The organism is Streptomyces sp. NPDC001868, from assembly GCF_040297125.1.
GTDB lineage: Bacteria > Actinomycetota > Actinomycetes > Streptomycetales > Streptomycetaceae > Streptomyces.
In genome coordinates, this window is the sequence record NZ_JBEOYO010000007.1 from 146,203 (window position 1) to 172,055 (window position 25,853).

The following is a 25,853-nucleotide window of genomic DNA, read 5'->3' on the forward strand; positions in this document are numbered from 1 at the left end:
CGCCTCATAGCTCGGGGATGAGTGTGATCGGGCGGGTGCGGGTCGTGAGTGGTTGCTCGCGCCGTTCCTCGCGCCCCTGCGGGGGGCCGCCTGCGAGGGTCGCCTGAGGGGGCTACCGGGGCGTTCGGGGGAGTTGTGGGGCGGTTACTCTCGGGTCATGAGTCGTCCTCCTACCTTCGCCCCGCCCGCCGGTGCCACGGCGCGTCTGTTGCGTACCCCTCGTGGGGAGTTCGCCGTGATCGAGGCAGGGACGGCGGTGAAGGGGACCGTGCTGCTCGTGCCGGGGTTCACGGGGAGCAAAGAGGACTTCATCGCGTTGCACGCGCCGTTGGCCGAGGCAGGGTACCGGTCGGTGGCGGTGGACGGGCGTGGGCAGTTCGAGAGCCCGGGGGCCGAGGACGACGAAGCGCCGTACGCGCAGGCGGAGTTGGCGAAGGATCTGCTCGCCCAGGCGGAGGCCGTGCGCGACGGCACCCCCCTGCACCTCGTCGGCCACTCCCTCGGCGGCCAGATCTCCCGCGCCGCCCTGCTGCTGGACGCGTCCCCCTTCGCCTCGCTCACCCTGATGGCCTCGGGGCCCGCCCAGATCTCGGCCGGCCAGCAGGAGCGCGTGAAGCTGTTGCGGGACGCCCTGGCCGTGATGACCATGGAGCAGGTGTGGGACGCCATCCAGGCGATGGACGCGCCGGAGCCGGAGGAGACCGAGACGGGCGCCCTCGACGAGGGTCTCGACGACCGCGCCGACCTGCGCCGCCGCTGGCTCGCCACCAGCCCCGCCCAGCTCATCGCCACCGGCCGCCAGCTCTGCGCGGAACCCGACCGCGTCGCCGAACTCGCCGCCGTGGACCTGCCCAAGCACGTCCTGTCCGGCGAACGCGACGACACCTGGCCGATCCCGGTCCTCGACGACATGGCCGTACGGCTGAACGCCCACCGCACCGTCATCCGCGACGCCGAGCACTCCCCCAACACCGACCAGCCGAAGGCGACGGCGGACGCCCTCATCGGCTTCTGGGACGGGACCGCCCGCCGATCAGCGGCAGGATGAGCCGCCAAAGCCCCTAGTACTGCGCCCGCAGGTGCTCCCAGAACCCGTCCCGCAGGGCCCGTCTCAGGTCCGCCTGCCCCCGCAGCGAGTACTGGAGCAGCCCCTCCGCCTCGATGAGCAGGTCCTGGTCGACGGAGCCGGGGAGGTACGGGTGGCCGTGGAGCAGCTCCTGCAGGGTCTCCCGGCCCCGGGCTGCGAGCCACTTCGCGGCGATCTGGGCGCCGACGAAGCGGACGTCCTCACGGGTGGGACGGGCACCGCTCGGGGCGTCGTAGGTGGCGGCGGCCCGCCGTGACACGTACGGCTTGAAGAAGTCGAGGTCGAAGGTCCGCTGGCTGTCGACCTCCCAGAGCAGCGGTTCGGCCTGGTTGCGGCCCTCGGGCGCCTCGATGCCCCAGAGATGGACCCGGGCCCCGTAGCCCTGCGCGGCCTCGACCGCCGAGACCAGGTCCTCGTCGCCGCCGATCAGAGCCGCGTCGCTGATCGCGCGATGCCGGGCCAGTGACTCCAGGTCGGTGCGGATGAGGGAGTCGACGCCCTTCTGCTGGTTGTTGGCGTTGAGGTTGCCGAGCCGTACCTTCACGTCCGGCAGTTCGGCGATCGACTGCTGTTCCGCCGTATGGATGCGGCGGCGCGCCCCGTCGTACCAGTAGACCCTCAGCAGCCGGCTGTCCGCGAAGATCGTGCGCGCCTTGTCGATCAGCGCGTCGATCAGCCCCTCGGCGTCGAGGTCGAAGGACCGCCGGTCCTCCGTCCCCGCAGCCAGCCGTCCCACGGCCGCGTACAGATATCCCGCATCGACGAAGATCGCGTGGGTCGAGGGTGTCTTCGCCACCTCGGCGAGCATGCGGTGCAGCAGCTCGTTCGTACGGTCGATGCGGGCGCCGAGCGCCGTGAGGTCGTCGTTCATCGCTTCCATTGTCCCGGCGGTCACGCTGCGAACACAACCGGTCCCAATCAGTCTTCCTGCCTGCCGGTAGACATACCCCCCACACCACTTACCGGCTAGTAATTAGCTTCTCGAAAATTTTCCTTAGCGTAAGGAATGTTTGTAACATGCATACCGTTGACTCCATATGGAACACGGGCACCGATGACCCGCGAACCAGCACCAGTAGTTCTCCTCAGGAGGATGACCAGACGAAGGGAGAAGCCCTTGCGCTTCGAAATCCTGCGACTCGACGATGTCAGCGGCACGCCCGTGGACAGCACCGTCGTGGAAGCCGCCTCCGTCAACCGGATCGTGCAGCAGGCCGCCGCCATCGGGCAGCGCCTCTGGATCCGCCCGGCCGACGTGACCGCCTCGTAGTACGCGGATCCGTTCACGCTTCGGAGCCCCGTACGGCACGACGCCGTACGGGGCTCCGCTACGTCCCGGGCCGAACGGCCCGATCCCGGGCTAGGCGCCCTGTACGACTTGGGTGACGCCGTTGATGATCTGCTGCACGGCGATCGCGGAGAGCATCATGCCCGCGAGCCGGGTCACCAGCACCACACCGCCGTCCTTGATGACCCGGATGATCAGCAGCGAGTACCGCATCGTCAGCCACAGCACCACGTGGATCGCCAGGATCGCGGCCCACACGGACACCTGACCGGCCACCCCGTCCGCCTTCTGCACCGCCAGGATCACCGACACGATCGCACCGGGCCCGGCCAGCAACGGCATCCCCAGCGGCACGAGCGCGACGTTCACGTCCTTCGTCTGCTTCGGCTCGTCCGTCTTGCCGGTCAGCAGATCGAGCGCGATCAGCAGCAGGAGCAGTCCGCCCGCGATCATCAGCGCGGGGACCGACACATGCAGGTAGTCCAGGATCTGGTGCCCCAGCAGCCCGAAGACGGTGATCACGCCACCGGCCACGCATACGGCCTGAAAGGCCATCCGCTTCTGGGTGCGTGCGGGTCGCCCGGCGGTGAGACCGAGAAAGATCGGCGTGATCCCGGGAGGATCCATGATCACGAAGAGGGTGAGGAAGAGGGAACCGAAGACGGCGAGATCGAACACGGGGGTGCCTTGCGAGAGTGGAGAGCTACAGAAAGAGGGCAGCCCACGGTCGAGAACCACTGTGGGCAGTCGTTCCGCAGGACGGAACATATGCGTTCCGCAGGGCGGAACATGTGGGCACAGCCGGCAGACGCCGGGTGCCGAACAAAGCCAAGGGACAGCTAGACGATCCCGCCGGTCCCCGGGACGGGAAACGCCCCCGTGGCCCGCCGCGTGATCTCCCCGTACACCTCGGGGTCGGTCGTGTACTCGCCGAGCACGCAGGTCTTGCGGCTGCCGTGGTAGTCCGAGGACCCGGTGGTGAGCAGCCCCAGCTCCTTCGCCAGGCCGCGCAACCGGGCCCGGGTCGCCGGGTCGTGCTCCATGTGGTCGACCTCGATGCCGTCGAGCCCGGCGGTGGCCAGCTCGGCGAGGGCGGACTCCGGTACGGTCCGGCCGCGCTTGACGGCGGCGGGGTGGGCGAAGACGGCAACGCCGCCGGCGCCCTTGATCAGCCGGATGGCCTCGAAGGGGTCGGTCTCGTGCTTCGCGACATAGGCGCGGCCGCCGTCGGCGAGCCACTGCTCGGTGAAGGCGTCGCTCACGGTCGGGACGACGCCGAGTTCGACGAGGGCGGTGGCCACGTGCGGGCGCCCCACGGAACCGCCGGCGGCGATCCGCGCGACCTGGTCCCAGGTCACCGGCACACCCAGCTCGTTCAGCTTGGCGATCATCCCCCGGGCCCTCGGCACCCGGTCGTCCCGGACCAGCTCGCGCTCGGCGAGCAGCTCGGGCTCCTCGGGGTCGAACAGGTAGGCGAGCATATGCAGGCTGACGCCGTCGAGGCGGCACGACAGCTCGGCGCCGGTGACCAGCGTGAGCCCCTCCGGCAGCGCGGCGATCGCCTCGGCGTGCCCGCGTGTCGTGTCGTGGTCGGTCAGGGCGACGACGTCCAGCCCGGTCGCCCGCGCCTTCCGCACCAGCTCGGCCGGGGTGTCCGTACCGTCGGAGGCGGTGGAGTGGCAGTGCAGATCGATACGCACGACTCGGACTCCAGGCGCGAAGGAAACGGAAGCGGACGCTCAAGGGTAGCGCGATTCCGAACCGCTTCTGTCACACCCGAAACCTGGGGGCGCCCCCTACACGGGGGGGTGCAAGGCCGCGCCCCACAGGTCGGGAGGTTCGGTCGGATCGGCGGCTTCCGGCCGGTGGGGGTTGGTCGCGCAGTTCCCCGCGCCCCTGGAGGGCTTGCCCCCTGGCACCAGAGGCGCCCTACGGCTCCAGGATCCGTGGCGAAAGCGCACCGCACGGCAGCAGCTCCACCTCCGCCCCCGCGTCCCGCAGATCCGTCAGCACCAGCTCGTCGTACATCAGCAGCCCCGTCTGTTCGGGCCACACGATCGCCCACAGCCACAGCCCGAGCGCCTCCCCCGCGAAGACCGCGCGGTCGTCCGGCGTGCCGGTGACATGCCACAGCGGTGTCGGCCGTCCGGCGGCGAGCACCTTCGCCTGGGGCGGCTTCTCGACGCTCAGATACGGCCCGGGGTCGGGTCCGTCGATGCCGGCGTACCGGGAGCCGAGGCCGACGCCGAGTTCCTCCGCGATCAGGACGAGTTCGCCCACGCCCCCGAGCGGGCCGGGCCCGGAACAGGCCACGGCGGTGGCGCGTCCGCCGCTGCGGTCGTCCCCGGCGAAGGCGGCGCCCGTGAACAGCCAGCCCACGGGCAGCGGCCACGGCATCCAGACCGGCACCTTGGCACGGTGCACCACCACGCTGAGGGCCTCGACGCTGGGCGGGATCACGGGCTGCAGCGGGTGCACCGTCCCGTGCACGGCGCACTGCCAGGAGTCGGCAAAGAGGCCGGGAGCCCTGACCCGGCCACCACACTTCGGGCAACTGGGTTCGCCCCTCATAGGGCCCAACGGTCCTCCCCGTGCTTCGTCGCGTCAAGGACGATCACCCGTCCGGCGTGTGCGCGTCACATTCCGCGCACGCACGCCGGTCTCCGGGCGACGGACGGCCCGTCGGACCGACCAACGGAATCAACTACCCACACGGCCAAGGGAAGCGGTGGTTTTCGGCCAGCCGCCGAGCGCCCTCCGGTCACGCATGGGGTGCCGTCCGTCACACGGGGAAGCCGTGCCGGGCCGTCCGGTCAGTCCAGGGGAACCGACTTGCGGACCGGGTCGCGGAGATCCGTCCCGTGGGTGAGCCAGCGCTCCTGGAGGGCCTGGGCGCCGTGCACCCGCTTCCAGGCGGCCTCGTTGGCGGTCATCGGGAGGAGCGGCAGGAACCGTACGGGGTCGGCGGGGGCGTCGAGTTCGAGGTCCTCGACCAGGCCGCCGGACTCGGCGACGAGGACGGAGGTGAAGGGGGCGCCGGGCCAGAGCGGGCCACCCACGTCGAGGGAAGCACCAGGGGCCACGATCACGCCCTCGACCTGCGGTGACGCGGCGAGCACAGCGAGCGGGCGGAGCACCTTGTCGGTGTCGGCGAGGCCGTGCCGCACGGACAGGACGAGCTCGGCGCGGGGCCCCTTGACGGGGTCGGCGAGGACCGCGGTGGGGTCGGCCATCGGCTGGGCGGACATGCCGAGCGTGGCGTAGCGGACGACGTCGCCGTCGGTGAAACGCAGCACCTCGATGCGGTCCGTGCCGAGGAAGGTGACCGCGGCGCGCGCGTCCGGTTCGCCCAGCGCGGTGCGCAAACGGGCCTCCACCAACGGAAGAACATCAGCCATGAGCCGAGCATAGAACTCGTCAGGAACCGGCAAACGGGCGCCTTGACACTTCAGCCGACTGTTACTCTGGGGCGCCGGTCGGGACAGCACGCGGGCAGCACGCAGAAGCCTCGCACTCAAGGCTTCTCACGCCTTCGCGTCCCGGACCGAGAAGACTGACTCCCCTACGGGGAACCCCGAACGGGGTATGGAACGTCCCTTACGGGGGACCGGCCGGAGGAGGTGGGGCTGCGATGGACCGAAGTCGACCTGGCAGTACCACCCGCTCTTCCGCTCGCCGAGTTCCGTAGCTCTTGTCGTAGCCGTAGTTCGCGCTCCGCTGGCTACCACCCTCACTCGCTTCGTGCCGCTTGCCGGTCGTCGCGCATCGGAAGAGCACTTCTTTCCCGTCTTGATCTGAATCGCCGATCAGACGTCACCGGCTCTCACCGGTCGGACGTCGCCTGATCTGAATCAAGCGAAGCTGTCACCGCGACGGTGCGGTGCTCCCCGCTTTGTGGACGTGCCAAACATCCGCAGTCAAAACGTCCCCATTCCGGGTAGTTCCAACCGTCGTCGGCGGCCTTTCGTTGCGAAGGAGCCTGCTCATGTCGATGATCCACAACCTGCGTGCCGCGGTCCGCCCGTCCCGCCCCTCGCGTCTGTCGCTGCGCAAGGACGGCGGCGTGTACGACGCCACGCGTCCGGCGGAGGCGGCGACGGCCGTCGTGGACTGCGCCGTCTACCGCGACGGCGCGCGCGTCACGTTCGAACGCAATCTGACCCCGCACGAGGCGATCCGTCAGGTCCGCCGTGACGGCGGCTTCGTCTGGATCGGTCTGCACGAGCCGTCGGAAGCCGAATTCGCCGGTATCGCCGCCGAGTTCGGGCTGCACCCGCTGGCCGTGGAGGACGCGGTGCACGCGCACCAGCGGCCGAAGCTGGAGCGCTACGACGACACCCTCTTCACCGTCTTCAAGACGATCCACTACGTCGAGCACGACGAACTCACCGCCACCAGCGAGGTCGTGGAGTCCGGCGAGGTCATGTGCTTCACCGGGCGGGACTTCTTCATCACCGTCCGGCACGGCGGGCAGGGCTCGCTCAGGGCGCTGCGTCACCGGCTGCAGGACGACCCGGAGTTGCTGTCCAAGGGCCCCTCGGCCGTGCTGCACGCCATCGCCGACCATGTCGTCGACGGCTATGTGGCGGTCGCGGACGCCGTGCAGGACGACATCGACGAGGTGGAGACGGAGGTGTTCTCCCCCGGGCGCAAGGGCACGCCCCGGGGCACCGACGCCGGCCGGATCTACCAACTCAAGCGCGAGGTCATGGAGTTCAAGCGCGCGGTGCTGCCGCTGGTGCGGCCCATGCAGCTGCTGAGCGAGCGGCCGATGCGGCTGATCGACCCGGACATCCAGAAGTACTTCCGTGACGTGGCCGACCACCTCGCCCGGGTCCAGGAGCAGGTCGTCGGCTTCGACGAACTCCTCAACTCGATCCTCCAGGCGAACCTGGCGCAGGCCTCCGTCGCCCAGAACGAGGACATGCGCAAGATCACCTCGTGGGCGGCCATCATCGCCGTACCGACGATGGTGTGCGGGGTCTACGGCATGAACTTCGACTACATGCCGGAGACGCACTGGAAGTACGGCTACCCGGTCGTCCTCGGCGTCACGGTCGCGCTCTGCCTCGGCATCCACCGCACGCTGAAGCGCAACGGGTGGCTGTAGCCCGGCGGGGCCGGGGGCCTTCGTGGGGGCACGGTTAGGCTGCCCCCATGACCGCCGACTCGCCGGCCTCCGGCTCGCCGACCGCCGACACGCTGCTCGACCGGGCCCTGGTCGAGGAGGCCACCAAGAAGTCCGGGCTCGTCTGGGTGCGGGGGCAGGATGTGCCCTCGTGCGCGCTGTGGCACGTCTGGCACGAGGGTGCGGCGTGTGTGGTCGGTGACGGGCCCGGGGAGCAGCCGTTGCCGGGGCTGGCCGACGGGGGCCCGGCGGTCGTGACCGTCCGCAGCAAGGACAAGGGCGGCCGGCTGGTCAGCTGGGCCGCGAACGTCGTCGAGCTGGCCCCCGGCTCCCCCGCGTGGGAGGCCGCCGTGGGCGAGCTCAAGGGCAAGCGTCTCAACGCCCCCGACGGCGAGGAGATGCCGGCGCGCTGGGCCCGCGAGTGCCGGGTGCTCAGGCTGGAGCCGACGGGGTCGACCCTGCCGCTGCCCGACGGCGACCTGGCGCAGGCACCGGTCGCGACGCCCGCGACGACCCGTCAGCCGATCCCGGCGGGCGTACCCCGGCTGCTCTTCGGGCGCCGCAAGCGGAAGTGATCAGGGGCGGGTTCCCGTTCGTCGGCCGAGCCTTGTTCTGCGCCGCCGGTATCCGACGTCGTGGCTGATCGCCGTTGCGGCGGAGAAAGGGTGAGCGGCAGCGCCGAGCCTTGTTCGGCACCGCCGGAATCCGACGTCGTGGCTGATCGCCGTTGCGGCGGAGAAGGGTGCAGCGGCAGAGACAGGCGAAGCTGCGGAGAAGAGCGACGCGGCTGGGAAAGGCGAGCCGCCGGAGAAGCGCGGGCCGGCGCATTACGACGTCGGCAGCTGCTTGCCGTAGTCCACGACCGACTTCTCGTCCGGTTCCTCCAGCGTGAAGTCCTGGCCCCAGTCGGTGAGGAGGATCGTGCCGGCGTCGCCCGCGCGGACGAGGCGCAGGGGGTAGGGGGTGCCTTCGAGGGAGACGTCGAGGGTGCCGCCGGAGCCCTTGTCGCCGGTGATGCGGATGGTGCGGGTGCCGGACTGCTCGTGGTGGCCCTCCCTGGACAGCGTGCCGTGCAGGGTGAGCAGGCTGTTGAGGAGGACGTCCTTGTCGGTGAAGCCGCTGAAACGCTTGTAGGCGGGGTCCCCGGTCGGCACCTTCACGTACATGCCGTCCAGTTTGTCCGCGGCGGCCGTCTCCGAGTCGCCGTGGTCCTCGCCGCCCTTCTTCCCGGGGTCCTCGTGGTCCCAGAAGTCCGCGTCGGCCTTGAGGAAGAGGTGCTCGCCGACCTTCAGCAGCCGGAAGGTGGAGTCCCCGGACGTCACCGAACCCGTGCCGCCGTCCTCCTTCAGGCGCATGTCCAGCTTGTAGGTCTTGCCGTTGCTCACCACGGCCCCGGACAGCCGGACCGTGTCCGCCGCCGTGGCCGCCGCCTTGGTCGTGCTCTGGATCTTCGCCGGCTCCAGCTTGCCGACCCCGTTGGTGCCCTCGTCGGGATCCTCACCACCGCATCCGGTGAGCCCGAGCCCGCTGACCACGAGGGTGCAGACGGCGCTCACCAGTGCGGCCCTTCGGGTACGGGGAATCACAGTCACAGGCGATGCACCTCTTCGTGGGGAGTCCAGGCGTACCGCAGAGTACCGGGGCTCCCGGCCCACCACGGAGCCAGTCCGTCCGCACCGCTCACCAGGGCATATCCGATCGGGACGGGCTAGCCTGAAGCCCTCCTCGGCGGACAATCCCCTCGCGACGGGAAGGAAAGGGACGGCCCATGGCGGCGGTGGCGCCCCGGATCTTCGTCTCCCACCTCTCCGGTGTCGCCGTGTTCGATCCGAACGGCGACCAGGTGGGCCGCGTCCGCGATCTCGTCGCCATCCTGCGGGTGGGCCGGAAGCCGCCGCGACTGCTCGGTCTGGTCGTCGAACTGTCCACCCGGCGGCGGATCTTCCTGCCCATGACCCGGGTCACCGGCATCGAGTCCGGCCAGGTCATCACCACCGGGGTGCTGAACGTGCGCCGGTTCGAACAGCGGCCCACCGAGCGCCTCGTCTTCGGGGAGCTGCTGGACCGGCGTGTGACCCTCGTCGAGACCGGCGAGGAGGTGTCCGTCCGCGACATCTCGGTCCAGCAGCTGCCGGCCCGCCGGGACTGGGAGATCGACCGGGTGTTCGTCCGCAAGGGCAAGGGCGGGGCGTTCCGGCGGCACAAGGGCGAGACGCTGACCGTGGAGTGGTCGGCGGTCACCGGGTTCTCGCTGGAGGAGAACGGGCAGGGCGCCGAGAACCTCCTCGCCACCTTCGAACAGCTCCGCCCGGCCGACCTCGCCAATGTGCTGCACCATCTCTCCCCCAAGCGCCGGGCCGAGGTCGCCGCCGCCCTCGACGACGACCGGCTCGCCGACGTCCTGGAGGAGCTGCCCGAGGACGACCAGATCGAGATCCTCGGCAAGCTCAAGGAGGAGCGGGCCGCCGACGTCCTGGAGGCCATGGACCCGGACGACGCCGCCGACCTCCTCGCCGAACTCCCGGAGGACGACCAGGAGCGGCTGCTGACGCTGATGCAGCCGGACGACGCGGCGGACGTACGGCGGCTCATGGCGTACGAGGAGAAGACCGCCGGCGGTCTGATGACCACCGAGCCGATCGTGCTGCGCCCGGACGCGACCGTCGCCGACGCGCTGGCCCGGGTCCGCAACGCTGATCTGTCCCCCGCGCTCGCCGCCCAGGTGTACGTGTGCCGGCCGCCGGACGAGACCCCGACCGGCAAGTACCTCGGCACGGTCCACTTCCAGCGGCTGCTGCGGGACCCGCCGTACACCCTGGTCGGCTCGATCCTGGACGACGATCTCCAGCCGCTGGACCCGGAGGCCGCGCTGCGCGCCGTCGCCGGGTTCTTCGCGACGTACGACATGGTCGCGGCGCCGGTGGTCGACGAGAGCGGCTCGCTCCTTGGCGCGGTGACCGTGGACGACGTACTGGACCACATGCTGCCCGAGGACTGGCGGGAGACGGAGTTCCATCTGCACGAGGACGACGTCGACAACGCCGCCGCCGACGACGAGGGGGCCCGCGATGGTTCCTGAGCGGGAAGGGCGCGAAGGGCGTGAGGGACGCCCCGGGGGGCGGGACGGGCGGAGTGCGCGGCGTGAGCGGGCGCACGCGGGCGTGGGCGCCCGGGAGCGCACCTCACCCTCCGGGGCGCCTCCGGGGCATCGCACGCTCTCCGGGGCCACCGCCCGCCCGCGTACGCGTCTCGATCAGCCGCTGCCGCGCCGGACCAGGTTCCTGCCCGAGTGGGACCCGGAGGCCTTCGGGCGGCTCTCGGAGCGGATCGCACGGTTCCTGGGCACCGGGACGTTCCTCGTCTGGATGACCGTCGTCATCATCCTGTGGGTGGTGTGGAACGTCTCCGCCCCGCGCGAGCTGCGCTTCGACAACTACCCCTTCATCTTCCTGACCCTGATGCTCTCCCTGCAGGCCTCGTACGCCGCCCCGCTGATCCTGCTCGCGCAGAACCGGCAGGACGACCGCGACCGGGTCAACCTCGAACAGGACCGCAAGCAGAACGAACGCTCGATCGCCGACACCGAATACCTGACGCGGGAGATCGCCGCGCTGCGCATCGGCCTCGGCGAGGTGGCCACCCGCGACTGGCTGCGCTCCGAGCTCCAGGACCTGGTCAGGGAACTGCACGAGCGCGAAGGCGACGGCGCGCGCGGGACGCGGAGCGTATTCCCGCCGGACCACTCGCGCGGACGTGACATGGGCGACCGCTGACGGGGCTCCCAGGGGCCCCGCGGGTCGCCGTACCATCGTCCTATGGCTACGGAAGACGCGGTGCGTGAAGCACTGTCGACGGTGAACGACCCCGAGATCAACCGTCCCATCACCGAACTCGGGATGGTCAAGTCGGTGGAGATCGGTGCGGACGGAGCGGTCGCGGTCGCCGTGTACCTGACGGTCTCCGGCTGCCCCATGCGGGACACGATCACCCAGCGCGTGACGGAGGCGGTCGCGCGCGTCGAGGGCGTCACCCGCGTCGACGTCGAACTCGACGTCATGAGCGACGAGCAGCGCAAGGAGCTGGCGGGTGCCCTGCGCGGCGGCCAGGCCGAGCGCGAGGTCCCGTTCGCCAAGCCGGGCTCCCTCACGCGCGTGTACGCCGTCGCCTCCGGCAAGGGCGGCGTCGGCAAGTCCTCGGTGACGGTGAACCTGGCGGCGGCGATGGCCGCCGACGGCCTCAAGGTGGGCGTCGTCGACGCCGACATCTACGGCCACTCCGTGCCCCGCATGCTGGGCGCCGAAGGCCTGCCCACCCAGGTCGAGAACATGATCATGCCGCCGTCCGCGAACGGTGTGAAGGTCATCTCGATCGGTATGTTCACCCCGGGCAACACCCCGGTCGTCTGGCGCGGCCCGATGCTGCACAGGGCGTTGCAGCAGTTCCTCTCGGACGTCTACTGGGGCGACCTGGACGTGCTGCTCCTCGACCTCCCGCCGGGCACCGGCGACATCGCCATCTCGGTGGCCCAGCTGGTCCCGAACGCCGAGATCCTCGTCGTGACGACCCCTCAGCAGGCGGCGGCGGAGGTCGCCGAGCGCGCCGGTTCCATCGCCGTACAGACCCATCAGAAGATCGTCGGCGTCGTCGAGAACATGGCGGGCCTGCCCTGCCCGCACTGCGACGAGATGGTCGACGTCTTCGGCAGCGGCGGCGGCCAGTCCGTCGCCGACGGCCTCACCCGCACCACCGGCGCCACCGTCCCGGTCCTCGGCTCCATCCCCATCGACGTCCGCCTCCGCGAGGGCGGCGACGACGGCCGCCCCGTCGTCCTCTCCGACCCCGACTCCCCCGCCGGCGCCGCCCTCCGCGCCATCGCGGGCAAGCTGGGCGGCCGCCAGCGCGGCCTGTCGGGCATGAGCCTGGGAATCACCCCGAGGAACAAGTTCTAGGGCACCTGTCGAAGCCTGGGGCCGCCTCTCTGCTTTTAAGGGGCGCGGGGAACCGCGCGAGCAACCACGACGCACCCGCGGCCCCCAACCCACAGAAGCCCCCACGGCGTTGAAGGGCACCGCAGCACAACCCGGCGGTGCCCTTCAAAGCGCTACGCGTACCCCTCGATGTCCTTGATCACGGCGAAGCCAAGCCCGTACGCGCTCATCCCTCTCCCGTACGCCCCCACATGCACCCCCTCCGAGGTCGACCCGGCGAGCACCCAACCGAACTCGGACTCCCGGTAGTGGAACGGGGTGGGCACCCCGTCCACCGGCAGGGACAGCGTCGACCAGTCCTCCCCGCCGAGGTCGTCCGCCAGGACCCAGGCCGTCTCGGTCTGCTGGTCCAGCCAGTCGTCCCGCCGGGTGTGGTCCAGCTGCCCGGGCCAGGTGAAGGACAGCAGCCCGACGCCGGCCAGCCACGCCGCCGAGGAGACCGACGTGGCCTCCAGCACACCCGTACCGTCCGCGCTGCGCCGTACGTCGTTCGCCGCGACGGTCACCACGACCGCGAACCGCTCCTTGACCTCGTCGTCCGACCCGGCGGTGTACTCGTTGCGCACCGAGGGCTCGTCGCCGTGTCCGATCGAACCGTGCTCGACGGCTCCTTCCGCCGACGTACCGACCTGCATCAACCAGCGCGGCCCCGTGAAGGCCTCGTCGAGGCCGTACCACGGGAAGGGCGCCAGCAGGTAGCCGTCGACCGTGCGTCGGGCGGAGGGGACCTGCTGTCCGCCCTCCGCGGCCGACGCCTGCGCGCCTACCCGACTCGTCGTCTCCATGTGCCCGGACGCCTCCTCGCTCTAGACGGACCGGAGGAGCGGCCCGCCCCCCTCGGGCGACGTCGCTCGCTCTCCTTACGGTCCGCACAACAACTGGGCAGCATAGCCACAGCTCTCCGAGCAGCAGGGAAAGCGCCCGGCGCGTGGGACGGCGTACGGGCGGCTTCAGGCCGTACGAGGGTGCGTGACGGTATGAATCGCATCACGTACGGGGGCGCGGCGGCACACGGGTGTACGGCGCGGAAGGGCAGGCCGGAGCCGGTACGGGTGGTGTGCGGGCGTACGGCGGGCGGGCCTACGGCTCAGGTGGCGTCCATGTCGTACGGCGGACGCTCGGCGGCCTCGGGCTTCTTCGTCATGTCGACCGTGGTGCCGGACGAGCCCGAGGCGGAACCGCCGGAGCCGGAGCCGATGGCGGCGGCGGACGAGGACGAGGTGGACGACGACTCGGAGTCGCGGCCGTGGACCGCGTCCGTGAGGTCGGACACCTCCTTCTTCAGGTCGAAGCCGCTGCGGATCTCCTTCAGCCCCAGTTCGTCGTTGTCCAGCTGCTTGCGGATGAACGTCTTGGGGTTGAGGTCCTCGAAGTCGAAGTCCTTGAACTCCGGGCCGAGTTCGCTGCGGATGTCCGCCTTGGCGCTGTCCGAGAACTCGCGGATCTTGCGGATGGTCCGCGAGATGTCCTGGATCACCTTCGGGAGCTTGTCCGGACCGAAGACGAGCACGGCGAGGACGACGAGCGTCACCACCTCGAGCGCACCTATGTCATTGAACACCTGAAGCTCCTTGCGATGTCCTCGGTCCCGATCCACGGGCCTCGGCAGGTCTTCCGTGGTCCGGCCCGGCTCCACGGTACCCGGCGATCCCGCCGAACCGGTACCGTCGGGCCGCTTCCGTCCACGCCCGGGCGACGGGTTTTCCCAGCTGTTTGCCTGACGGGAGGGGGTGCGGGGCCCCGCCTGTGAAGTTGCTGTCGGTACGCCCCGCCGTCGCCGCCCCCGTCCGGCGGTCAGTCGCCGGACGAGCCGAGGGTGAGGGTGACCGTCCGCTCGTCGCCGTTCCGCAGGAGGGTGAGCTCCAGCCGGTCGCCGGGCCGGTGGGCGCGGACCTTGACGATCAGCTCGTCGTTGGAGTGCACGCGCTGCCCGTCGACCTCGGTGACGACATCACCCGAGCGGATGCCCGCCCGGTCGGCGGGACCGCCCGCGGTCACCCCGGACCCGCCCTCGTCACCGATGCGGGCGCCGTCACCCGCGTAGTCCGTGTCCAGGGTGACCCCGATCACCGGGTGGGTCGCCTTGCCGGTGTTGATCAGCTCCTCGGCGACGCGCTTGCCCTGGTTGATGGGTATCGCGAAGCCCAGCCCGATCGACCCGGCCTGGCCGCCGTCCGACTCGGAGCCGCCGCCGGCCGAGCGGATGGCGCTGTTGATGCCGATCACCCGGCCCTTGCCGTCGAGGAGCGGGCCGCCGGAGTTGCCGGGGTTTATCGGCGCGTCGGTCTGAAGCGCGTCCACGTACGACACGTCGCTCACGTCACCGCCCTCGCCGCCGGCCGTGATGGGCCGCTCCTTGGCGCTGATGATGCCGGAGGTGACGGTGTTGGCCAGGTCGAAGGGGGCGCCGATGGCGACGACCGGGTCGCCGACGCGGACCTCCTCCGAGTTGCCCAGGGGCAGCGGCTTGAGTCCGCTGACGCCGGTCACCTTGACGACGGCCAGGTCGTAGCCGGTGTCCCGGCCGACGATGGTGGCCTCGGCGGTCTCGCCGCCGCTGAACGTCACCGATATGTCGCCGTTCGTGCCGGCGGGGTCGACGACGTGGTTGTTCGTGAGGATGTGGCCGCGCTCGTCGAGCACGAAGCCGGTGCCGGTGCCCTGCGCGCTCGCCCCGCTCACATGCAGGGTCACCACGCTCGGCAGCGCGCCGGCGGCGATCCCGGCGACGCTGTCGGCGGCCCGCCCCGTCACGCCGTCACTGGCCTGCGGCAACTCGACCGCCCCGACCCCGCCGTTCCGCTCCAGATACGCGCCCACGGCCCCACCGACACCACCGGCCACGACGGCGATCACCAGAGCCCCGACCAACAACACCCGCCCCCGCCCCCGACGCCGCCCCCCACTCTGCTGCGACACCCCGGCCCCGGCCCACGGGTCATACCGCTGCCAGGGCCCCTGCGCGCCCTGAGGCATGGCTTGGAGCGGCTGGGCGGGGTCGACGAAGGCGGAGGGCGCGGGCTGGGGGCCGACCGGGTGCGGATGCGGTGCGGGCAGGCCGCCGGCCGGGTGCGGATGGGGTGCGGGCTGTGCCCCACCCGCGTGAGAAAGCGACTCGGGCTGCGCCCCGCCCGCATATGGGGGCGGCACGGGCTGAGCCCCGCCCGCGTACGGAGGCGGCACGGCCGGCCCTCCACCCAGGTGTGGAAGGGGTGCGGACTGAGCCCCGCCCGCATATGGGGGCGGCACGGCCTGCGCCCCACCCGGCTGCGAGAGCGGTGTGGGCTGCGCCCCGCCCGCGTACGGAGGGGGCACGGCCTGCGCCGAGTCACCGAAGGGCGGCGGCCCCGGCTGAGCCGGATACGCGTAGGAGGCCCCCGGGGGCGAAGACTGAGACGCGTCCGGGTACGCCGCTGCGGCGGGCTGGGCCACCTCGGGGAAGGGCTTCGCCGCGGCCTGGGGCGCTCCCGAGAACGGATCGGCCGCGGCCGGGGGCGCCTCCGCGTACGGAGCCGCCGCAGGCTGGGGTGCTTCCGGATACGGGGCCGCCTCAGGCCGGGACGCGTCCGGATACGGAGCCGCCGCAGGCCGGGCCACCTCCTCGTCAGGAACCGCCGCCGACCGGGCCGCCTCCGGGTGCCGAGCCGCATCGGGCTGGGGTGCGTCCGGGTACGGTCCCGTCGGCGCGGTCTGAGGAGTGGTCGGCGGTGCGGCCGTGCCGTGCGCCGGAACCCCCGAAGCGGGCGCGGGTGTCGCCGAAGTCGCCACGGGGTGCGGCGGAGTGGTGGCGGCCGAGGTCGTCCCGGTCTGGACAGGGGTGACTGCCGGAGCCGCACCCTCGTCTGTCGGCGCCCCAACTGCTGCGGGCACGCCGTGTGTCGGCGCACCCACCGCTGCGGGCACCCCGTGTGTCTCCGTCTGAACGTTCGTGCCGGGGGCGGGAGTCGTCGCCGGGTGCTGGACCGGTGGTGCGGGCGCCCAGGGGCCGGGCTCGCCGTACGGCGGGGTGCTGTAGGGATCCGGGTCGTGCAGCGGCTTGCGGCGCTCAGAGGGCGCTCCAGGGGCGCTCAGGGTGCCTTGCTCGTCCGACGGCCGGGCATCGACGACAACGGTGGCGGCCACGGCGGTGACCGCGACACCGGTGGAACCACCGGAATCGGGCACCCCGGGCTCGCCCGGCACACTCGCCCCGGCCGAGGCATCCCCTCCCCCACCCGCCGCACCCGTCGCAGCAGCCGTCGCAGCCGGCAGCTCCAACTCGAAGTCGCCGTCCGGGTCACCGCCCGCGTCGAGAGCCGGCACGGAGTCGGATCCGAGCGGAACTCCGGCGGCCGGGCGGGCCAGTTCGAAGTCGGAGTCGACGCGGGAGCCGGAGTCAGAGTCGACGCCGGAGCCGAAGTCGGAGTCGCTGGCGGCCCCGGCCCCGACCCCGCCGGGGGCAGGTGACGTCGCCGGGCGTTCCAGCTCGAAATCGCCCTCGGTACCGCCCTCAAAGGGTTCCTCGCGGACCGCGTCCGCCGGTGCCCCGGAACCGGCGGTCCCCGTAGGCCCGATGTGGTCCCCCGTCGTACCGCCCCCCGCGCCGTGCGCCCGGGGTCGGCTCCACCACTTCGCCTTCGTGGGCTTCCCCTCGTTCATGCTCTCCCCACACCCTGTGCCTGCCCCAAGGACCGGCACGTCGCCCACCGTTCGCCGACTGCCGCGGGCCGGAACCGGCCCGAGCGGACACGGCCCACTCTGGATTCAACCAGGTTCGCGGGCCGGTGCGCAGAAGTCGGAGTCAGCGGAGGACGGGCGAGGTGGGTGTGGGAGACGAGGTGGCGTCGGGAGCCGTCAGCAGGCCCGGTCCCACGAGCTCGGGTGCCGGGGACCAGTCGGTGAGCTGCAGCGGCGGTGCGGCGGTGAGCGGGCGTATGAGCGGGGACATGATGGCCGCGCCGGCCAACACGGGCGCGGTCAGCGGGTGTACGGCCTGACGGTCCTGGCCTGCCGGGGCGGGGACCCCGGGCAGCAGGGGCGCGGAGATCGCCGTCGGAGCGACGGGCACCTCGCCCAGGGACTGCTGGCCCTGCCCGAGCAGCGGGCCGACGGCTCCCCGGCGGCGCTGCGATTCGGGGGACGGAACCGTGCCCGAGGCCTGCGTCCGCAGCGGTGTGACATTGCTGCCGGAGCCGGCGCCCCGGGCGTCCGCCGTCTCGGCGGGCATCCCGCTGGTCACGCCACCGAGGGCGATCGCGGCCAGGGAGACCGCTCCGGCCGCCACGAAGGCGAAGCGCATACCGCGCGAGGCCGAACGCTCGGCCTCCTGCCGGCTCACGTCATGGATCCGAAAGCCACGGTCGCCCGTGACCCCTCTGCCCATGCCGCCTCTGTCGTCGGAGGCTCTCTCCGCCCGGTCCGCACGGTCGCCCGCGTCCCCGGAGAGGTCGCGTCCGCCGCCCAGGAAGCCCCGGTCGCCCAGCGCGCCCCGGTCGCCGAGGAAGCCGCGCCCGCCCAGGAAGCCACGGTCACCGAGGAACCCACGGCCGCCGGACAGGCCTCGGCCGCCCAGCAGTCCGCGGCCCCCCGACGGCGTCAGCGCGCCGCCGTGTGGTCCCGACGGGATGTATCCGAAGGAGTCGCCGGGTGCGAAGACGCCGAAGTCGGCGAAGTCCCGTGAGTCGGAAGGGTCCCCGGGCAGGCCCGGTCCACCGGCCGCTCCCCCGAGTCTTCCTCCGAAGCCACCGGACAGCGGTGAGCCGCCGTCGCCGTCGCCGCCCGCCGGGAGCATCTGGAGCCGGGCCAGGAAGCTCTCGGAGGGAGGCGGCGGGGCGGCCTCCGCGAAGACGTTCTTCAGGCGGCGCTGTTCGTCCGCTTCCGTCTTGCACTTCGCGCAGGTGGCGAGATGTGCCAGGACGCGGTCACGCGCCTCATGACCGAGCTCTCCGTCGACCAGGGCGGAGAGACGGTCTCCCAGGTGCTGCTCGGCAGGCGTAGGACGGGATCCACTCACGCGGTCGCGCCCCCTCCTCCCAGCACGGGCACCCGCGGCACCGTGAACCCGCGGCGCTGCTCGGCCCGGGCCTCCGGGGAGCGGTGAGCCAGGGCCTTGCGGAGCTGGGAGCGGCCTCGGTGGATCCGGGAGCGGACCGTGCCGAGCTTGACGCCCAGGGTCGCGGCGATCTCCTCGTACGACAGTCCTTCGATGTCGCAGAGGACGACGGCCGCGCGGAACTCGGGCGCGAGGGTGTCGAGGGCCTGCTGGACGTCGGCGTCGAAGTGCGCGTCGTTGAAGATCTGCTGGGGGGTGGGCTCGCGGCTGGGCAGACGCTCGGCCGCGTCGTCGCCGAGGGCGTCGAAGCGGATGCGCTGCTTGCGCCGGACCATGTCCAGGAAGAGGTTGGTGGTGATGCGGTGCAGCCAGCCCTCGAAGGTGCCGGGCGTGTAGGTCGACAGAGAGCGGAAGACGCGGACGAAGACCTCTTGGGTGAGGTCCTCGGCGTCGTGCTGGTTGCCGGTCAGACGGTAGGCGAGCCGGTAGACGCGGCCGCTGTGGGTGCTGACGATCTCCTCCCAGGTGGGCGGAGTCCACGCCTGCGCGTGCGCGTCCGTGGTGAAGGTCGCGGTCTGTGCGACGGCGGCGTGGCTGTGGTCAGCGGTGTCGTTCACGGATTTCGGCCTGCCCGCCGATCCGAGAAAGCGCCGAAGCACTCCTCCCCGATCCACAGGCGCAGCCGCACCTCCCCTGTCGGCTCTGGTGGTGTCCAGTGGAGCCCCTACCATAGCCACCTCGCCCGTTAGCTCCGGATAAGCGGTTTTATAAGAAATTGATGTGCGCTGATGTGGCTCATATGGCTGATGCGGCTCATATGGCTTGGTCAGCACCTGCGTCGATGCCCGCACCTGTTCCTCTGACCGGTCCATCCCGTGCCCCCCGTCGCGGCCCCCGTCACTCACTCATCCCTTTAAACGACCGGTCCCATCAGCAGGTTCCCGACGGCAACGGATACAGTCACGCCCAGGCAACCCACGGGGACATAAGGAGAGGGCCATTACCGGCAACCGGCTGACGAGCTGGGCGTTCGCCGACGCCTTTGTCGCCGAGGACGAGGCGCTGCGCTGGGCCCGTGACCGGGCCCGGGATGCAGGGCTGCGCTCGGTGTCGCCCGGCACGGGCGCCGCGCTGCGGGTGCTCGCCGCCACCGTGGACGCGAAGGCGGTGGCGGAGATCGGGACCGGTACCGGTGTCTCCGGGATCCATCTCCTGCACGGTATGCGGCCGGACGGGGTGCTGACCACCGTGGATCCGGAGCCGGACCACCAGCAGTTCGCCCGGCAGGCGTTCCGCGCGGCCGGCTTCGCCAGCAACCGCGCGCGCTTCATCCCGGGCCACGCCCTGGACGTCCTGCCCCGACTCGCGGACGCGGGCTACGACCTGGTCTTCTGCGACGGCGACCGGCTGGAGTGCCTCGACTACCTCGCTGAATCGTTGCGCCTGCTCAGGCCCGGTGGACTCGTCGCCTTCGAGGGTGTCTTCGCCAGTGGCCGCACGGTGGACTCCAACCCCCAGCCGACCGAGGTCATACGTCTGCGGGAGCTGCTGCGCACGGTCCGAGAGAGCTCCGAGCTCGTGCCGTCCCTGCTCCCGGTGGGCGACGGCCTGCTGTGCGCGGTCAAACGCTGAGGCGCCTTCCCCGACCTGACCGCCCCCGGTCGCATCCCTCGGTCACGCCCCCTGGCACAACAGCGCCCCGGCACCGCCGAGTGCGGCGGTGCCGGGGCGACTGAAAGGGTATGGTCGCGTCGCTACGCGCGTCAGCCGACGACCTTCTTGAGGGCGTCGCCGAGGGCCTCTGCCTCGTCAGGAGTCAGCTCGACGACGAGCCGACCGCCGCCTTCGAGCGGAACGCGCATGACGATGCCCCGCCCCTCCTTGGTCACCTCGAGCGGGCCATCGCCCGTCCGCGGCTTCATGGCCGCCATGCTCGTACCCCTTCCTGAAACCAGCTCATCGCCAAGCCGACGGCCCGGGAGGGCAGGCGCGGGCCCACCTGGGGACACGCGACACCGGCATCGAACACATTGCTTCCAGGCCATTATCCCGCATCTCATGACCCGATGACCAACATCGGTCGGCATCGCTTGGGCAACGCGCGCGAGCAAAACCACCCAATTCGGCGGTGTGACTGCGATACTGCGCCACCGCATGGTCCCGGGGCGGCGCTCGGCCATTGGTGATTCTTTGACACAGGTCACACGTCCGGCCCCCGCCGTCACCTGTGAACTCCGCCATGCTGTGCTGTGACGAGGGCGTACTGACCAGTACGTCACCAGCCGCGACATCGGAGGGGAACCCCCATGGCCGACACCGTGCTCTACGAGGTGCACGACGGACTCGCGACGATCACGCTGAACCGCCCCGAGGCGATGAACGCGCTGAACATCGCGACCAAGGTGGCACTGCGGGAGGCCGTGGAGGCCGCCGCCGGGGACGACGCCGTACGGGCGGTGCTGCTGACCGCGGCCGGGGAGCGGGCGTTCTGTGTGGGCCAGGACCTGAAGGAGCACATCGGGCTGCTGGCCGAGGGCTCGGGGCAGGTCATGAGCACGGTCAAGGAGCACTACAACCCGGTGGTGAAGGCCCTCACCGGGATGGCGAAGCCCGTGGTGGCCGGGGTGAACGGTGTCGCCGCCGGCGCCGGCCTGGGGTTCGCGCTCGCGGCGGACTTCCGTGTCGTCGCCGACACGGCCTCCTTCAACACGTCGTTCGCCGGCGTCGCGCTGACCGCCGACTCGGGGATCTCGTGGACCCTGCCGCGGGTGGTCGGTCCCGGCCGGGCCGCCGATCTGCTGCTCTTCCCGCGCAGTATCAGCGCGCAGGACGCGTACGAGCTGGGGATCGCGAACCGGATCGTGCCGGCGGCCGCGCTCGCGTCGGAGGCGGCGAAGGTCGCTCGCGCGCTGGCCGAGGGGCCGACGGTGGCGTACGCGGCGATCAAGGAGGCGGTGGCGTACGGGTTCTCCCACACGCTGGCGGAGACGCTGGAGAAGGAGGACGAGCTGCAGACCCGGGCGGGGGCGTCGGAGGATCACGGGATCGCTGTGCGGGCCTTCGTCAACAAGGAGACGCCCAAGTATTTGGGGCGGTGACGGTGCCTGGGGAACTGCGGGTCCGATGTGGTCGATCGCGCGGTTCCCCGCGCCCCTTGGGAGGCGGAGCCTCCTAGAGGGGCGCGCTTCTCGCCGCGCATGTCTCCAAGTGGTCGTTGACCAGGCCGCACGCCTGCATAAGGGCGTAGGCCGTGGTGGGGCCGACGAAGCGGATGCCTCGCTTCTTGAGGGCCTTGGAGAGGGCAGTGGACTCGGGGGTGACCGCCGGGACGTCCGCGAGGGTTCTCGGGGCCGGGCGGGTCGTCGGGTCCGGGGCGTGGGACCAGATCAGTTCGTCCAGCTCACCGGGGGCCCAGGCGGACAGCTCGCGCGCGTTGGCGATCGTCGCCTCGATCTTGGCGCGATTGCGGATGATGCCGGGGTCGCCGAGGAGACGCTCCTGGTCGGCCTCCGTGAAGACGGCGACCGAGGCGATCTTGAAGTCGGCGAAGGCGGAGCGGAAGCCCTCGCGGCGGCGCAGGATGGTGATCCAGGAGAGGCCGGACTGGAAGGCCTCCAGACAGAGCCGCTCGTACAGCGCGTCGTCGCCGTGGACCGGGCGGCCCCACTCCTCGTCGTGGTACGCCACGTAGTCCTCGGTGGACAGGGCCCAGGGGCAGCGCGGCGCGCCGTCGGGGCCGGGCAGAGCGGTGCCGTCGCTCACTGGTGGTCGCCCTCCTCGGGCTTGCGCAGCGAGGTCACGCCGGCCGTGCGGGCGCCCGCGAGCGCGGACTCCAGGTCGGCGATCCGGGCGTCCCGCTCGGCGATCTCGGCGCTGAGGCGGCCGAGGACGTCGTCCACGTCCACCATGCGGTAGCCGCGGACGGCGACCGGGAAGCGCAGTGCCTCGACGTCGGCGCGGTTGACCGGGCGGTCCGCCGGCAGCGGGTCCTGGAGCCGCTCGCCCTCGGCCTCCGGCAGCACCGCGTTGTCGCCGCCGCCCACGACGGCGAGCGTCACCGCGGCGACCACCACGGCGAGCGCGACGACCAGGAACAAGAACATGAGCATCGCTGGGTCCCCTCGACTGTGTTCGGCTCCGATCGTGCCATGCGAGTCTGACAGTTAGGGTCGCAGGCGGTTGCGCAAGGCCGTCGGTCGACGGGACGTACTGGGAGAGGTCACAGCGGATGCTCAGGCTGGGCAAGCGGGAATTCGGCCCGCACGAGCCGGTGATCATGGCGATCGTGAACCGGACCCCGGACTCGTTCTACGACCAGGGGGCCACTTTCCGGGACGAGCCGGCGCTCGCGCGTGTGGAGCAGGCGGTAGCCGACGGCGCGGCCGTCATCGACATCGGCGGGGTGAAGGCCGGGCCCGGCGAGGAGGTGACCGCGGCGGAGGAGGCGCGGCGGACCGTGGGGTTCGTCGCGGAGGTGCGGCGGCGGTTTCCCGATGTGGTCATCAGCGTCGACACCTGGCGGCACGAGGTCGGTGAGGCCGTGTGCGAGGCCGGGGCGGATCTGCTGAACGACGCGTGGGGCGGGGTCGATCCCCGGCTCGCGGAGGTCGCCGCGCGGTATCGGGTGGGGCTGGTGTGTACGCACGCGGGTGGGGCGGAGCCTCGTACGCGGCCGCATCGGGTCGCGTACGACGATGTGATGGCCGACATTCTGCGGGTGACCGTGGGGCTGGCCGAGCGGGCGGTCTCGCTGGGGGTGCCTCGGGAGTCGGTGATGATCGATCCGGGGCACGACTTCGGGAAGAACACGCGGCACGGTCTTGAGGCGACTCGGCGACTGGGGGAGATGGTCGCCACGGGGTGGCCGGTGTTGGTGTCGTTGTCCAACAAGGACTTCGTGGGCGAGACGCTGGACAGGCCGGTGAAGGAGCGGGTGGTGGGGACGTTGGCGACCACCGCTGTCTCGGCCTGGCTGGGGGCTCAGGTGTATCGGGTGCATGAGGTCGCGGAGACTCGGCAGGTGGTGGAGATGGTGGGGGCCATCGCGGGGTGGCGGGGGCCGGCCGTGGCCCGGCGGGGGCTGGCCTAGATTTTTTCGACCCCGCCGCCCCTACCCGTCCCGTCCTCAAGGGGCTGTGCTGTGCCCCTTTGACCCCCCGCCTGCCGACTCGGGACTTCGGGTGGGTGGACGGGTGCGGGTTCGTGGGGGTCGATCGCGCAGTTCCCCGCGCCCCCCGAAAAACGGGGGCGCGGGGGTCAGCCCGATGGTTACCTGCCCGCCTCCTTCGAGACCAGGGCGACCGCCTCGTCCACGTCGTCCGTCACGTGGAAGAGGGTCAGGTCCTTTTCCGATGCCTTGCCCTGGGCGATGAGGGTGTTGGAGAGCCAGTCGACGAGGCCGCCCCAGTAGGACTCGCCGAAGAGGACGATGGGGAAGCGGGTGACCTTCTGGGTCTGGACGAGGGTGAGGGCCTCGAAAAGTTCGTCGAGGGTGCCGAGGCCGCCGGGGAGGACCACGAAGCCCTGGGCGTACTTGACGAACATCATCTTCCGGACGAAGAAGTAGCGGAAGTTGAGGCCGATGTCGACGTACGGGTTGAGGCCCTGTTCGAAGGGGAGCTCGATGCCGAGGCCGACGGACATGCCGCCCGCTTCGAGGGCGCCCTTGTTGGCCGCCTCCATCGCGCCCGGGCCGCCGCCGGTGATGACGGCGAAGCCTGCCTCCACCAGCCCCCGGCCGAGGCGGACGCCCGCCTCGTACTCCGGTGAGCCGGCCGGTGTGCGGGCGGAGCCGAAGACGCTGATCGCGGGCGGGAGTTCGGCGAGGGTGCCGAAGCCCTCGATGAACTCCGACTGGATGCGCAGGACCCGCCAGGGATCCGTGTGGACCCAGTCCGAGGGACCGCCCGCGTCCAGCAGCCGCTGGTCCGTCGTGCTCGCCTGAACCTGGCCACGTCTGCGCAGCACCGGCCCCAGCCGCTGCTCGTCCGGTGGCTGCTTCTTGCCCTCGGGGTTGCCGGTCGCCATGTCCGCTCCCTCCGCCGTGCTGGTGGTTCACCTCAGCGTAGATCCATACGGGTTACGGACGGGGGACGTGAGCGTGTCCGCCACGCGATCCCCCGCCGGCGGCGCTTCAGGCCGTCAGCCAGGACCTCAGGCGCTCCTCGCCCGTCAGGATCTTCGCCGGGTCGACCCGCTCGTCGCGCCGGTGCGCCAGATGCGGGTTGCCGGGGCCGTAGTTGACGGCCGGGACGCCGAGTGCGCTGAAGCGGGAGACGTCCGTCCAGCCGTACTTGGGCTGGGCGGTGCCGCCGACCGCCTCGATGAAGGCCTCGGCCGCCGGGTGCGACAGACCGGGCAGTGCGCCGGGGCTGTGGTCGTCGACGACGAACTCCTCGACCCCGCAGTCGGCGAAGACCTCGCGGACGTGGGCGATGGCCTCCTCCTCCGTACGGTCGGGCGCGTAGCGGAAGTTGACCGTGACCACGCAGGCGTCGGGGATGACATTGCCGGCGACACCGCCCGAGATACCGACCGCGTTCAGGCCCTCGCGGTACTCCAGGCCGTCGATCACCGGGTAGCGGGGCTCGTAGGCCGCCAGCTTCGCCAGGATCGGGGCCGCCGTGTGGATGGCGTTGGAGCCCATCCAGCCCCGGGCCGAGTGGGCGCGCTCGCCCTTGGTCGTCAGCAGGACCCGCAGGGTGCCCTGGCAGCCGCCCTCGACCTCGCCGTTCGTGGGCTCCAGGAGGACCGCGAAGTCCCCCTCCAGCCACTCGGGGTGGGCCTCGGAGACGTGCTTCAGGCCGTTCAGGTCCGCGGCGACCTCCTCGTTGTCGTAGAAGACGAAGGTCAGGTCGCGGTTGGGGGCCGGGACCGTGGCCGCGATGCGCAGCTGGACCGCGACGCCGGACTTCATGTCGCAGGTGCCGCAGCCCCACAGCACGCCGTCCTCGTCGAGGCGGGAGGGGACGTTCTCCGCGATGGGAACCGTGTCGATGTGGCCGGCCAGGATCACGCGCTCCGCCCGGCCCAGGTTCGTACGGGCGACGATGTTGTTGCCGAACCGGTCGACCGTGAGGTGCGGCAGGGCGCGCAGGGCGCTCTCGATCGCGTCCGCGAGGGGCTTCTCGGTGCCGCTCTCGGAGGGGAAGTCGACGAGCTGCGCGGTCAGCCGCGCGGCGTCCAGCGTGAGGTCAATGGGGGTCTCGGCCATGTCCCCGACCCTAACGCGCCGACGGGGCGGGGCCGCCCGGCCGGCGGATCCGGTCCCTCCCGCACCCATGTTCACAACTCCTGCACGACGGCCATTACTCTCCAGTACCTTGGACCGC

26 protein-coding genes are annotated in these 25,853 nt (G+C 71.4%); 10 read left to right on the forward strand and 16 right to left on the reverse strand.

Translation table 11 applies throughout. The features are described from left to right. The first annotated feature begins 157 nt into the window (after positions 1-157). Entirely contained in the window at positions 158-1,048 is an 891-nt protein-coding gene (locus ABT147_RS11230; RefSeq protein ID WP_351404327.1) for an alpha/beta fold hydrolase, read from the forward strand. 13 nt (positions 1,049-1,061) lie between these two features. Here the strand turns inward: ABT147_RS11230 and ABT147_RS11235 are convergent, their stop codons facing one another. Further along, on the reverse strand, positions 1,062-1,967 hold the full coding sequence (locus ABT147_RS11235; protein WP_351404618.1) for an NYN domain-containing protein: 906 nt from the start codon (positions 1,965-1,967) through the stop codon (positions 1,062-1,064). Positions 1,968-2,204: 237 nt separating this feature from the next. Here ABT147_RS11235 and ABT147_RS11240 point away from each other — a divergent pair, with 237 nt between their 5' ends. Continuing rightward, positions 2,205-2,357 carry a DUF8834 family protein gene (locus tag ABT147_RS11240; protein WP_020113966.1) on the forward strand — a complete coding sequence of 51 codons (153 nt, stop codon included), beginning with the start codon at positions 2,205-2,207 and terminating at the stop codon, positions 2,355-2,357. Positions 2,358-2,447: 90 nt separating this feature from the next. On the opposite strand, the gene ABT147_RS11245 is transcribed toward ABT147_RS11240, so the two are convergent. The 4 genes from ABT147_RS11245 to ABT147_RS11260 all read right to left on the reverse strand — a co-directional run bounded on the left by ABT147_RS11245 (position 2,448) and on the right by ABT147_RS11260 (position 5,773). Next, the gene (locus ABT147_RS11245; RefSeq protein ID WP_351404329.1) at positions 2,448-3,053 is read right to left on the reverse strand and encodes a MarC family protein; all 606 of its coding nucleotides are present in this window, start codon (positions 3,051-3,053) and stop codon (positions 2,448-2,450) included. 161 nt (positions 3,054-3,214) lie between these two features. Next, positions 3,215-4,075, reverse strand: coding sequence for a PHP domain-containing protein (locus tag ABT147_RS11250; protein ID WP_351404331.1), 861 nt, complete (start codon positions 4,073-4,075; stop codon positions 3,215-3,217). A 229-nt stretch (positions 4,076-4,304) separates the two neighbouring features. Further along, positions 4,305-4,946, reverse strand: coding sequence for a DUF6758 family protein (locus tag ABT147_RS11255; RefSeq protein ID WP_257540894.1), 642 nt, complete (start codon positions 4,944-4,946; stop codon positions 4,305-4,307). Positions 4,947-5,188: 242 nt separating this feature from the next. After that, a complete protein-coding gene (locus ABT147_RS11260) occupies positions 5,189-5,773 on the reverse strand; it encodes a suppressor of fused domain protein (protein WP_351404333.1) in 585 nt (194 codons plus the stop codon). A gap of 587 nt (positions 5,774-6,360) precedes the next feature. Between ABT147_RS11260 and ABT147_RS11265 the strand changes: the two genes are divergently transcribed. Next, complete coding sequence (locus ABT147_RS11265; protein WP_351404335.1) at positions 6,361-7,485, forward strand: magnesium and cobalt transport protein CorA; 1,125 nt, start codon at positions 6,361-6,363, stop codon at positions 7,483-7,485. 47 nt (positions 7,486-7,532) lie between these two features. Beyond that, positions 7,533-8,078 carry a hypothetical protein gene (locus ABT147_RS11270; protein ID WP_351404337.1) on the forward strand — a complete coding sequence of 182 codons (546 nt, stop codon included), beginning with the start codon at positions 7,533-7,535 and terminating at the stop codon, positions 8,076-8,078. Between the two features lie 252 nt (positions 8,079-8,330). Here the strand turns inward: ABT147_RS11270 and ABT147_RS11275 are convergent, their stop codons facing one another. Next, a complete protein-coding gene (locus ABT147_RS11275; protein ID WP_351404339.1) occupies positions 8,331-9,095 on the reverse strand; it encodes a hypothetical protein in 765 nt (254 codons plus the stop codon). 176 nt (positions 9,096-9,271) lie between these two features. On the opposite strand from ABT147_RS11275, the gene ABT147_RS11280 reads away from it, so the two are divergent. The 3 genes from ABT147_RS11280 to ABT147_RS11290 are packed head-to-tail and all read left to right on the forward strand — an operon-like array spanning position 9,272 to position 12,452. Beyond that, positions 9,272-10,582: a magnesium transporter MgtE N-terminal domain-containing protein gene (locus ABT147_RS11280; RefSeq protein ID WP_351404341.1), complete on the forward strand. Its 1,311-nt coding sequence runs from the start codon at positions 9,272-9,274 to the stop codon at positions 10,580-10,582. Beyond that, positions 10,572-11,276, forward strand: a complete 705-nt coding sequence (locus ABT147_RS11285) for a DUF1003 domain-containing protein (RefSeq protein WP_502983068.1) — start codon at positions 10,572-10,574, stop codon at positions 11,274-11,276. Before ABT147_RS11280 ends, ABT147_RS11285 begins: the two co-directional genes overlap by 11 nt. A 42-nt stretch (positions 11,277-11,318) precedes the next feature. Further along, a complete protein-coding gene (locus ABT147_RS11290) occupies positions 11,319-12,452 on the forward strand; it encodes an Mrp/NBP35 family ATP-binding protein (RefSeq protein WP_351404343.1) in 1,134 nt (377 codons plus the stop codon). A gap of 152 nt (positions 12,453-12,604) precedes the next feature. On the opposite strand, the gene ABT147_RS11295 is transcribed toward ABT147_RS11290, so the two are convergent. The 5 genes from ABT147_RS11295 to sigE form a co-directional block, all read right to left on the reverse strand. Next, the gene (locus ABT147_RS11295) at positions 12,605-13,276 is read right to left on the reverse strand and encodes a hypothetical protein (RefSeq protein WP_351404345.1); all 672 of its coding nucleotides are present in this window, start codon (positions 13,274-13,276) and stop codon (positions 12,605-12,607) included. A 302-nt stretch (positions 13,277-13,578) separates the two neighbouring features. Beyond that, the gene (locus ABT147_RS11300; RefSeq protein WP_351404347.1) at positions 13,579-14,052 is read right to left on the reverse strand and encodes a sec-independent translocase; all 474 of its coding nucleotides are present in this window, start codon (positions 14,050-14,052) and stop codon (positions 13,579-13,581) included. A 233-nt stretch (positions 14,053-14,285) separates the two neighbouring features. Continuing rightward, positions 14,286-15,923, reverse strand: coding sequence for a S1C family serine protease (locus ABT147_RS47300; protein ID WP_502983076.1), 1,638 nt, complete (start codon positions 15,921-15,923; stop codon positions 14,286-14,288). A 1,348-nt stretch (positions 15,924-17,271) separates the two neighbouring features. Further along, on the reverse strand, positions 17,272-18,483 hold the full coding sequence (locus ABT147_RS11310; protein WP_351404351.1) for a zf-HC2 domain-containing protein: 1,212 nt from the start codon (positions 18,481-18,483) through the stop codon (positions 17,272-17,274). Beyond that, complete coding sequence (gene sigE / locus ABT147_RS11315) at positions 18,480-19,181, reverse strand: RNA polymerase sigma factor SigE (protein ID WP_086755380.1); 702 nt, start codon at positions 19,179-19,181, stop codon at positions 18,480-18,482. Before sigE ends, ABT147_RS11310 begins: the two co-directional genes overlap by 4 nt. A gap of 295 nt (positions 19,182-19,476) precedes the next feature. On the opposite strand from sigE, the gene ABT147_RS11320 reads away from it, so the two are divergent. After that, positions 19,477-20,154, forward strand: a complete 678-nt coding sequence (locus tag ABT147_RS11320; RefSeq protein ID WP_351404622.1) for an O-methyltransferase — start codon at positions 19,477-19,479, stop codon at positions 20,152-20,154. A 131-nt stretch (positions 20,155-20,285) separates the two neighbouring features. Here ABT147_RS11320 and ABT147_RS11325 read toward each other — a convergent pair whose 3' ends face one another. Then, complete coding sequence (locus ABT147_RS11325; protein WP_009997451.1) at positions 20,286-20,453, reverse strand: DUF3117 domain-containing protein; 168 nt, start codon at positions 20,451-20,453, stop codon at positions 20,286-20,288. A gap of 375 nt (positions 20,454-20,828) precedes the next feature. On the opposite strand from ABT147_RS11325, the gene chcB reads away from it, so the two are divergent. Further along, on the forward strand, positions 20,829-21,620 hold the full coding sequence (gene chcB / locus ABT147_RS11330; RefSeq protein ID WP_351404353.1) for a 2-cyclohexenylcarbonyl CoA isomerase: 792 nt from the start codon (positions 20,829-20,831) through the stop codon (positions 21,618-21,620). Between the two features lie 73 nt (positions 21,621-21,693). Here chcB and ABT147_RS11335 read toward each other — a convergent pair whose 3' ends face one another. Together ABT147_RS11335 and ABT147_RS11340 are read right to left on the reverse strand one after the other, a co-directional pair. Beyond that, positions 21,694-22,284: a DNA-3-methyladenine glycosylase I gene (locus tag ABT147_RS11335; protein ID WP_351404355.1), complete on the reverse strand. Its 591-nt coding sequence runs from the start codon at positions 22,282-22,284 to the stop codon at positions 21,694-21,696. Further along, the gene (locus tag ABT147_RS11340; protein WP_351404357.1) at positions 22,281-22,631 is read right to left on the reverse strand and encodes a DivIVA domain-containing protein; all 351 of its coding nucleotides are present in this window, start codon (positions 22,629-22,631) and stop codon (positions 22,281-22,283) included. Before ABT147_RS11340 ends, ABT147_RS11335 begins: the two co-directional genes overlap by 4 nt. Positions 22,632-22,750: 119 nt before the next feature. Here ABT147_RS11340 and folP point away from each other — a divergent pair, with 119 nt between their 5' ends. After that, positions 22,751-23,611 (forward strand): dihydropteroate synthase, encoded by an 861-nt coding sequence (gene folP, locus ABT147_RS11345; RefSeq protein ID WP_351404359.1) that lies wholly within the window; start codon positions 22,751-22,753, stop codon positions 23,609-23,611. A 179-nt stretch (positions 23,612-23,790) separates the two neighbouring features. Here folP and ABT147_RS11350 read toward each other — a convergent pair whose 3' ends face one another. Together ABT147_RS11350 and dapE are read right to left on the reverse strand one after the other, a co-directional pair. Next, positions 23,791-24,549, reverse strand: coding sequence for an LOG family protein (locus ABT147_RS11350; RefSeq protein WP_351404361.1), 759 nt, complete (start codon positions 24,547-24,549; stop codon positions 23,791-23,793). Between the two features lie 106 nt (positions 24,550-24,655). Next, complete coding sequence (dapE, locus tag ABT147_RS11355; RefSeq protein WP_351404363.1) at positions 24,656-25,735, reverse strand: succinyl-diaminopimelate desuccinylase; 1,080 nt, start codon at positions 25,733-25,735, stop codon at positions 24,656-24,658. Positions 25,736-25,853: the final 118 nt, after the last annotated feature.